The organism is Burkholderia territorii (assembly GCF_902833055.1).
GTDB classification, from domain to species: domain Bacteria; phylum Pseudomonadota; class Gammaproteobacteria; order Burkholderiales; family Burkholderiaceae; genus Burkholderia; species Burkholderia territorii.
In genome coordinates, this window is sequence record NZ_CADFEJ010000089.1 from 1 (window position 1) to 548 (window position 548).

The following is a 548-nucleotide window of genomic DNA, read 5'->3' on the forward strand; positions in this document are numbered from 1 at the left end:
CCGGCGCCAACGCGCTGGCGGTGGCCAAGGCGGTCAAGGCCGAGATGGCGGTGCTCGCCAAGGACCTGCCCAACGGCGTCACCTGGGACGTGCCCTACGACACCACGCCCTTCATCACGGCCTCGATCCTCGACGTGGTCAAGACCCTGGTGGAAGCGATCGTGCTGGTGTTCTTCGTGATGCTGATCTTCCTGCAGAACATCCGTGCCACCCTCATCCCGACCCTGGTGATCCCGGTGGCGCTGCTGGGCACCTTCATCGGCCTGTCGGCCCTGCACTTCTCGATCAACCAGCTGACCCTGTTCGGCATGGTGCTGGCGATCGGCATCGTGGTGGACGACGCGATCGTGGTGATCGAGAACGTCGAGCGCATCATGCGCGAGGAGGGGCTGGACCCACGCGCGGCCACCCGCAAGGCGATGGGGCAGATCACCGGCGCCATCATCGCGATCACCGTGGTGCTGGCCGCGGTGTTCGTGCCCTCGGCCCTGCAACCGGGCGCCACCGGCATCATCTACGCGCAGTTCGCGCTGACCATCGCCGTGTCG

At 66.8% G+C, this 548-nt stretch carries 1 protein-coding gene; it reads left to right on the plus strand.

Translation table 11 applies throughout. The features are described 5' to 3' along the window. Positions 1 to 548: efflux RND transporter permease subunit (locus tag HW466_RS31140; protein ID WP_176316147.1), on the plus strand; the 548-nt coding region annotated here is incomplete at both ends.